Here is an 8,370-nt window from a genome sequence, read left to right as displayed (position 1 = left end):
GCCCGGCGGCCAGCGCCGCGGCGCCGGCGCAGCAGCCGGCGGCAAGTGCCACGGCCAGCATCACCGACCACCGGCGGCGGCGCGGAGCAGGTCAGGGCGCGGCCCGCCGCGCTCGGCGAGCATCCGGTCGAGAACCCGCGCCCCGGCCCCGGCCACGACGACCTGGGGAGTGTCCAGGTAGCCGTCCCCGTGGCCGCTCCCGCTGTCCCGGGGGTCACGCGACGGCGGGCGCCGGCGCAGGCACAGAGCGTCCAGTACATGCACAAGCCCGCTCTGGTCGCGGAAGAGCACGCCGATCTCGCTCAGCCGACGGATTCCGTCACGATCTCGCCTGAGGTGGACGATGGCCTGCACCGCCGAGGCGAGCTGGCTGTGCAGGGCCGTCCGGTCCAGGCCCGCGAGCGCGGCAAGCGCCTCCATCCGGGCTGGCAGATCGGCCGCCGCGTTCGCGTGGACGGTGCTCAGCCCGCCCTCATGACCAGTATTGAGCGCGACCAGGAGATCCACGACCTCGGCGCCGCGGACCTCGCCGACGACGATCCGGTCAGGCCGCATCCGCAGTGCCTGACGTACCAGATCCCGCAGGTCGATACCGCCCGCGCCCTCGATGTTCGGCGGCCGGGACTCCAGGCGGACGACGTGCGCCAGGTCCACGACGAGCTCGGCGGTGTCCTCCACGATCACGACCCGGTCGGCGGGGTCGACCCGGCCCAGCAGCGTGCCCATCATGGTCGTCTTGCCCGAACCGGTGCCGCCGGTGACCAGGGTGGCCAGCCTGCCCCGCACGAGCGCGTCCAGTGCCTCGGCCATGGCGGGGGCGACCGTGCCGGTCGATACGAGATCGTCCAGGGTGAACGGACGCGGCCGTGGGATCCGCAGGGACAGGCAGGTGCCCGTGACCGCGACAGGCGCGAGCACGGCGTGCAGGCGGGTGCCGTCGCCGAGGCGCGCGTCGGTGAACGGGGTGGCGGCGTCCAGGCGCCGGCCGGTCGCGGCGGCCAGCCGGACGGCGAGCCGGCGTACCGCGTCGTCGTCGGGGAAGGTGATCCCGCACCGCTGGAGGCCGCTGCCGCGGTCCACCCAGACCTCCGCCGGCCCGTTGACCAGGATGTCGGTGACGAAGGGGTCGGCCAGCAGCGGCTCAAGCGGGCCGGCACCGACAAGCTCCGACTCCAGCGACCGGTAGAGATCCAGCGAGTCGCCGTCGGCAGGGCCGGTTTCGGCCCGGACGGCCGCCGCGATGCGCGCGGACGTCATCGCGGCGCCGGAGCCGACCAGCCGTCGGCGGATCCCGGCCAGCAGCTCCTCGTCAGGGTGCGCGGCGTCCGCGGTGCCGGGAGGGACAGCGGTGCCGGGAGGGACAGCGGCCGGCATCGTCAAGGGGCGTTCCGGGCCCCTCCGCTGGACAGTGATGTGATCGTGGGAGTGGTATGGCGCGGCCCCGGGCGTGGAGCGCTCGGCGGCGGAATACTCGTTCATGCTGCCACGTCCGGACGGGCCAGGCCGAGGTCGTCGAGGATCCGGCCGCTGACCCGGGCCAGCGAGCTGCGGCGCCGGCCGCCCGGCGGTTCGCCCCGCTCCAGCCCGGAGGCGAGGCCCTGGTCGTGCCGTAGCGTCCCGGCCACCGGCAGCCCGAGCGCGTCGGAGACGACATCGGCCTGCAGCCTGGCCGGGCCTGGCAGGCGCACAACGACACGGACGTCGGCACAGTACCGGTTGACCGTGTCGCACACCCGGCCGGCGGCGGCGACTGCGCGGACCTCGGCCGGCACGACCACAAGGATGAGCTCGGCCATCTGCATGGCCGCGGCCGCGGTCAGGTCGGGAAACCGGGGAAGGTCGACCACCAGCAGATCGTTCCCGCGCCGGACACTGGCCATGGCCGAGGTCATGACGGACGGTGTGATCGCCGTCGGGCTGGTCCTGTCCCAGGAGAGCACGGGGAGTTCCCCGAGGCAGGGCAGCACCCCGGTCAGTGCCCGGCGTGGCAGCCGGCCGTGGGCGGACACCAGATCCGGCCAGCGCATCCCGGGCCGCTCCTCGATACCGAGGGCGAGGTCGATGCCGCCGCCGAGCGGGTCGGCGTCCACCAGGACCGTGTCGTGGCCACGGCGCAGGGACGCGAGGGTCAGCGCGATCGCGAGGCTGGTGGCCCCCGCGCCGCCGCGGCCGCCCACCACGCCGATCATGGTGCCGTACCGCTGGTCCGGTTCGGTGGCGTCGACGAAGACGTCGATCAGCCAGTCCTCCGCGTCGGGGAGGAAGGCGACATGCTCGGCGCCGAGCCGGACCGCGGCCTCCCACACCCCGCCGTCGTCGAGGTCGGAGCTGACCAGCACGATGCCCGGACGCCGGGGGAGCCCGAGCGCGACGCAGGACGGCACCCGGTCGGCCCCGACGAGGATGAGCGGGGCGCTGTTCCAGTACCGGCGGGCGAGGTCGGCGTCGGCCACGGCGTCCACGGTGGCTCCGGCCGTCGCGGCGAGCCGCAGGAGATCGTCGAGCAGCGGCGGTTCGTCGGTGACGACCAGCGGCCGGGCACCCGGCCCGGGTTCGGGAGCGAGGCTGGGGACGGGCGGTGCGGATGTCATGGCAGGGCCCTTCTGTCGTCGGATAGTGGGAGCCGTCGGATAGCGGGGACGGACGTCCACCATGACGCACATCGGGCCTGTGGATAATTCGTTCTCCACAGCCTCCGAATATGTTCTAATAAAGGATTTTCGGGCCGGTAATGATCGATCTACGTCGATGACGTCGACAGTCCACCGACGCCGATCCACCGACGCCGATCCACCGACCCGTTAATCTGTTGAGGCGGGCCGCTGGCTCGACGGCCGGACCGTGGTAGGATCGCCCCCGAGGTGAAGGCGCGGCTCGGTGGCTCGAGCCGCAGAAGCCGAATGCGGAAGAGTGCGCGTGCGGAAGTTGAGCGCGGAAGAGCGAGCATGATGCCGCCGGTCTGGATGGTCGTCCGTAACAGTCGCTGGTCAATGCTGGGTGACCATCCGGACGCGAGGCCGTGTGATCGAGTATCTGGTAGAGGCGGCCGGGGTCGCGTAACCTCGTGCAATTTACATTACTCTGAGTTATTTATGCTGGTCGCAGCACTGATCCAAAATTGATCAAATCTTTCGATCAAGTAAGGAGGATGCGGTCACGAGGCTCTTGACTTTTAGTTCGCCCGGACGACGGCCTCACAGATGGCTAGGGATTCACGGGCACCCAGTTCCAGCGCGTGGGCGTAATAAATGATCCATCGACGGACGCCTTCGGCGCCCGCTCCGGCGTAGGCACGGGCGGCGTCGGCATAGCCGTCGGTGGGCACGTTACCGGTAGCCGTATTGCGGGTAGCCGCATTTCTGGCGGTCATATCAGCGGTGGTCGTGTCGCTGATAGCCGTCGCGCTGGTGGTGATACGGCCGGATTCGACGTGGCCCACATCCGTCGCGGTCACGGCTTTCGGATCGAGACCGCGGCTGATGAGCACCAGCCGTCCGGCGGCCCGGGCGATGATTCCATCGAACGTACCGAACGGGCGGATGGTCAGCAGTTCGCCTTCCACGATCGCGGCCACGAGAATCGCCGGCGCGGAAGTCCGGGCCAGCAACAGTTCGGTGAGCCCGCTCAGCCGCGCGGCGGTCTCGGCAGGCGAGGGCGCCGGCCCCAGACCGAGGGGGTCTGCCGGATCCACGATGGCCGCGACGCCCGTTCCCCCGGCGGGCACCGCTGTGGGCGAGCCGCCGGAAGCCACCTGACCGCTGGAACCGGAAGCGGCCGGCCGGCCGGTGTGGGAGACGGGCGCGGGTGAAGCGTCCGCGGGCAGGAGGTCCGCGGACGAAGCAGGCGAGGCGGTGGGATGCTCCCGCTCTCTTGGCCGGCCGAGGTCGATGTCCGCGATGAGGCCGCGGGCGACAAGCACGTGCATCCGGGCGAGTGCCTGTCGCGGTGCCCGCTCCCAGGCGCCGCGCAGCGTCCCCAGTTCGGCGTAAAGCCGGATCGCGCCGAGTGTGACGTCGATGTCAAGGGCCCCGGCTGTGCCCGCCAGGCCACCGGCGGGTTCGTCACCCGGCTGTCCACCGGCCCCTTCGTTCGCGTCGGCGGCCGAGCCGCTGGCACCGCTGCCAGCGGTGCCAGCGGGGGAACCGGCACCGGGCGTCGCCGCTGGCAGGGCACGGTTCAGGCGCGCGCGCAGGGCCTCCAGGCCGACGTCGTGACCCTCCAGGGCAGCCGATGCCCGAGCGGCCCGCAGCGACACCTCGGTCGTCACCGCGGCGCTGCCGCGACGCATGACCCGGTGGCGCAGCAGGGCGTCGACGGACGACCGGGCCGCGGTGACCGCGTCGTGAACGCCCGGCAGAACGGTGAGAAGAGCGAACGGATCCGACCCGGTGGCTGCGGTCATTGTCCGTACGCTACCGGGTCACCTCCGGACGGACATCCGGTCGCGTACGGGCCCGCGGCCGGCCCGCCGCAGGCCGGCAGCCCGCGGCCGGTCCGGGCAAGGGGGCGGATGGGAAAGATCCTCGTTCGGTCGTCACGCCCACCGACGTCCATCAGGCCCGGTCGCGACGGCCCGAACCGGCCGGGTACGGGCATCACAATATATCCGGGCCGCGCGCCGACGCCGGACGCGGCAGACTGCGCAGAGAACGCCTCAGCAACGAACGCTTCAGCAGCCCGGAGGCGGTACCGGTCCCGGATGTCGCAGAACCGGGGAACAGCGGATCACAGGGAGGCCCACAGCCGTCTCGGACATTCCGCAACCGCGCTTGACGACCATGGATGAACGGTGGATGTGTTGAGCTGTTGCCATCGGGCACCATGTGGTGACCTGGACGCTGTCAGGCGGCCCGTGACGCTGTGCCCAGCGTCAGGCGGTAGCCACGTCCATGCCGGTGGAGGACAGCCCGTGCCCAGAAGGAGGATCAACGGTGCCGACCCCTACACACGACCGCTCAGCCGGTCGGGAGGCGACGCTCGGCGAGCTCGTCGCCGTCGCGACACGGGACATATCACTACTCGTCCGGCAGGAGATCGATCTGGCGAAGGCGGAGCTGTCGAAACAGGCCGTGTCCGCCGGGCTCGGCGCCGGGCTCCTGGCCGGCGCGGCCGGCCTCGGGTTCGGCGCGCTGATCGCGATCACGATCGGGCTCGGTGAGCTGTTCACCTGGGCCGGCGTGGAGCGGTTCTGGTCGTACTTCCTCACGGCCCTGCTCTTTGTGCTCGTCGCATCCCTGCTGGCCCTGCTCGCGGCCACCCGGCTGAAGAAACTGTCGCCCCCGGAGCGCACGTTGCAGACGGTCAGGGACGATATCGCCTGGCTGAAGCACCCGACGGCGATCGTCGGGTCCAGCGTGAACCATGCCGGCGCGCACCGTTCCGACGGGAATCCGCTCAGCCACCGGGAGGACACCGTCCCCGTCCGCTGAACCGCTCGTCGAGCCGGCTCGTCAGTTGAGCCAGTGAGTCGGCTCGTCAGAGACGGACCGGTCGCGGGCGAGCTGGCCGCAGGTGGGCCGGCCGGCCGAACCGGTCCGCTGACGCGCTCCGGCGGACGCCCCGGGCCCACCTGGCACGGCGGACATGCCGTCCCGAACCGGCTGTCTGTCATGCTGACGTGTGATGGAGGCTGCCGTTCCCGAGCCCGGCGTCGTCCTTGTGGATGGCCCGTGGCATCACCGTGACGTGTCCGCGAACGGCACCCGGCTGCACGTGGCCGAGCTTGGCGAGGGCCCGCTGGTGCTGCTGCTGCACGGGTTCCCCCAGTTCTGGTGGGGCTGGCGCCATCAGCTCACCGGGATCGCCGCTGCCGGCTACCGGGTGGTCGCCGCCGACCTGCGCGGCTACGGGGCCAGCGACAAGCCCCCCCGTGGCTATGACGCCTTCACCCTGTCCGACGACGTCACCGGGCTGGTACGGGCCCTCGGCGAACGGGATGCTGTGATCGTCGGGCACGACTGGGGCGGCCTGGCCGGATGGACGACCGCGGCGCTGTGCCCCCGTCTCGTGCGCGGGCTGGTGGTGCTCTCCATGCCGCATCCGCTGCGGACCCGGCACGAGATGCTGGCGAACCTGCGCGGGCAGGGTGCCGCCGGCCGGCATCTGATCACCTTCCAGCTGCCGTGGCGCCCGGAGCGGGTACTGGTCGCCGACGACGCGGCCTATGTCGGTGAGGTGCTGCGGGCGTGGGGCGGCCCGGGCTATCCCGACGCCGAGACGGAGGCCCGCTATCGCGAGGCGATCCGGATTCCCGGGGTCGCGCACAGCTCGCTGGAGTACCACCGTTGGGTCTTCCGGTCGTTGTTCCGGCCGGACGGGGCCCGTTTCGCCGCCGCGTTGCGCCAGCCGGTGTCCGCCCCCACCCTGCAGCTGCACGGGCGCCTCGACAGGTTCATGCTCCCGTCCACCGCGCAGGGCTCAGGGCGCTACGTCAGCGGCCCCTACGAGTGGAAGCTGCTGGACGGGGTCGGCCACTTCCTCCCGGAGGAGGCCCCGGACGTCGTCACCAAGGAGATCCTCTCCTGGCTGGCGCGGTGAGGCCACCCCGTCCGGCCGCGGCTCCCGTCCGGTCACAGATCCTGGCCGGCTGCGGCTCCCGGCCAGTCGCGGCTCCCGGTCAGTCGCAGCCTCGGGTACTGACGGCGTTGGTCGTGGTCTGACCGGCGGCGGCCAGGTCGTCCACCTCGGCGCTGGTCAGCACGTACCCGGTGTCCGAGTCGTTCGTGGCGGCGGCGAACACCACGCCGTAGACGGCGCCCTGCTCGGACAGCAGCGGCCCACCGGAGTTGCCCGGCAGCACCTGCCCACGGACGGCGTATATGTCACGGAGCACCGTGCCCTGGGAGTAGATGTTCGGGGCCCTGGCGGTCTGGCGGTTGCGGATACGGGCCGGCGCGGTCGTGTACGGGCCGTCCTGGGGGTATCCGGCGACGATCGCGTCGTCTCCCGCACGGCCGGGCGGGTTGTTCTGGAAGGGCAGCGGCGTCCGGCGCAGGCCGGGCACGTAGAGGACGGCGATGTCGGTGTCGGGGTCGAACAGCACGACCCTGGCCGGCAGGGTGCTGTTGCCCACCTCGACCTGGGGCCGGGTCACCCCGGCGACGACGTGGGCGTTCGTCATCACCCGTTCCGTCGCGTAGACGAAGCCGGTGCCTTCGACCCGCTTGGAGCACGATGGCGCGATCCCGCGGATCTTCAGGATGCTGTTCGCCGCGGCCTGCACGGCCGGGGTGTTCTCGGCGGTGGTGTCGGGTGGTTCGACCGGCACGATCTGCCCTCCGCCGAGACCGGAGAAGACCTCGGGGAAGCCGTTCTGGTCGACGAGCCTGCGCAGGTCGGCGAAGGCGTCGCGCACGGCGTTCGGCATGGCCGCGTCGACGGTCCGCAGGACCTCGGAGCGGCGGACGTGCTCGGCGAGGGTGGTGAACGGGGACCGGTCGACCGCCGTTGCCAGCAGCCACGCCACGAGCAGCACCGAGATACCGGAGAGCACCGCGCCAGCCACCGAGTCGACGGTCTGGCCCGGCCGCCAGGTGAGCCGGTCGCGTAGGGCCGCCCCGAGCGCCGTGGCGGCGATCTGCCCGATCAGGGCGAGGCCGAGGACGACGAGGATGCCGATGAGGGGGCCCTGCGACTCCGCGTTGATCATATCCGCGAACGGTGTCGCTATGTGCGCGCCGAGGACGCCGCCGCCGAGGAACCCGATGAAGGACAGCGCTCCGACCACGAAGCCCTGCCGGTAGCCGGACACGGCAAAAACGATCACAGCGATGACCAGGACGAGGTCAAGGATGTCGAACACCTTCGGCTGCCCGGTATCCGCTAGCCGACCGTCAGCGTGCCGTGCATGTTCGGATGGATCGTGCAGAGGAACGAGTAACTGCCCGGTTTGTCGATGGTGAACGTGACCGACTGTGATGTGCCTGCCGAAGTGACGCTGGTGCGGGCCTCGGGGATCTCCGGGATCACGAAGTTGTGCGGGGCGGAGCCCGCCGGCACCGTCAGGTTTACCCGGATCTTCCCAGGCCGGGCCGTCAGGGCCGAGGGGGAGAACTCAAGGGACGCGGTGCCGACCACGTCGAAGACCTGGACGCCATTTTCGATCTTTGGCGTGGCGGTGGCGGCGGCCGAGGGCGGGCCGGCCGGTGTGTCGCTCCCACAGCCGCTGAGCCCGAGCCCGAGCACAACGACGGCGAGCATGAGGGCCAGCGTGCCCGGGCGGGCCGTTCGACGGCGGCCCGGCCTGCCGGCGCTGGGCGCCAGGCCCGGGAGAGCATCCGGGCCGGTCATTACGCTCATTGCTGCCTCCGGTCCTTGTCGCCCTTCGCCGACGGCCGTCCGTTTAAGGGCCGTCCGTTTAAGGGCCGTCCG

At 71.5% G+C, this 8,370-nt stretch carries 7 protein-coding genes; 2 read left to right on the top strand and 5 right to left on the bottom strand.

The window, feature by feature from the left end:
- Positions 1-60 precede the first annotated feature (60 nt).
- The 3 genes from NBW84_RS18925 to NBW84_RS18915 all read right to left on the bottom strand — a co-directional run bounded on the left by NBW84_RS18925 (position 61) and on the right by NBW84_RS18915 (position 4,402).
- A complete protein-coding gene (locus NBW84_RS18925) occupies positions 61-1,374 on the bottom strand; it encodes a TadA family conjugal transfer-associated ATPase (RefSeq protein WP_445548768.1) in 1,314 nt (437 codons plus the stop codon).
- A 101-nt stretch (positions 1,375-1,475) separates the two neighbouring features.
- A complete protein-coding gene (gene ssd / locus NBW84_RS18920) occupies positions 1,476-2,591 on the bottom strand; it encodes a septum site-determining protein Ssd (RefSeq protein ID WP_250286072.1) in 1,116 nt (371 codons plus the stop codon).
- Between the two features lie 581 nt (positions 2,592-3,172).
- Positions 3,173-4,402, bottom strand: a complete 1,230-nt coding sequence (locus NBW84_RS18915; RefSeq protein ID WP_250286071.1) for a hypothetical protein — start codon at positions 4,400-4,402, stop codon at positions 3,173-3,175.
- 529 nt (positions 4,403-4,931) lie between these two features.
- Here NBW84_RS18915 and NBW84_RS18910 point away from each other — a divergent pair.
- Together NBW84_RS18910 and NBW84_RS18905 are read left to right on the top strand one after the other, a co-directional pair.
- Entirely contained in the window at positions 4,932-5,429 is a 498-nt protein-coding gene (locus NBW84_RS18910; protein ID WP_250286070.1) for a phage holin family protein, read from the top strand.
- A 193-nt stretch (positions 5,430-5,622) separates the two neighbouring features.
- The gene (locus NBW84_RS18905; RefSeq protein WP_250286075.1) at positions 5,623-6,537 is read left to right on the top strand and encodes an alpha/beta fold hydrolase; all 915 of its coding nucleotides are present in this window, start codon (positions 5,623-5,625) and stop codon (positions 6,535-6,537) included.
- 79 nt (positions 6,538-6,616) lie between these two features.
- Here the strand turns inward: NBW84_RS18905 and NBW84_RS18900 are convergent, their stop codons facing one another.
- Positions 6,617-7,801 (bottom strand): MarP family serine protease, encoded by a 1,185-nt coding sequence (locus NBW84_RS18900; protein WP_250286069.1) that lies wholly within the window; start codon positions 7,799-7,801, stop codon positions 6,617-6,619.
- A 20-nt stretch (positions 7,802-7,821) separates the two neighbouring features.
- A complete protein-coding gene (locus tag NBW84_RS18895; RefSeq protein ID WP_250286068.1) occupies positions 7,822-8,298 on the bottom strand; it encodes a cupredoxin domain-containing protein in 477 nt (158 codons plus the stop codon).
- Positions 8,299-8,370 lie beyond the last annotated feature (72 nt).

Origin of the sequence: Protofrankia sp. CiP1_Cm_nod2 (assembly GCF_920664355.1) — a bacterium.
Classification (GTDB): Bacteria; Actinomycetota; Actinomycetes; order Frankiales; family Frankiaceae; genus Protofrankia.
The sequence above is the reverse complement of the archived record's forward strand: the minus strand, read 5'-3'. Positions and strand labels throughout refer to the sequence as shown.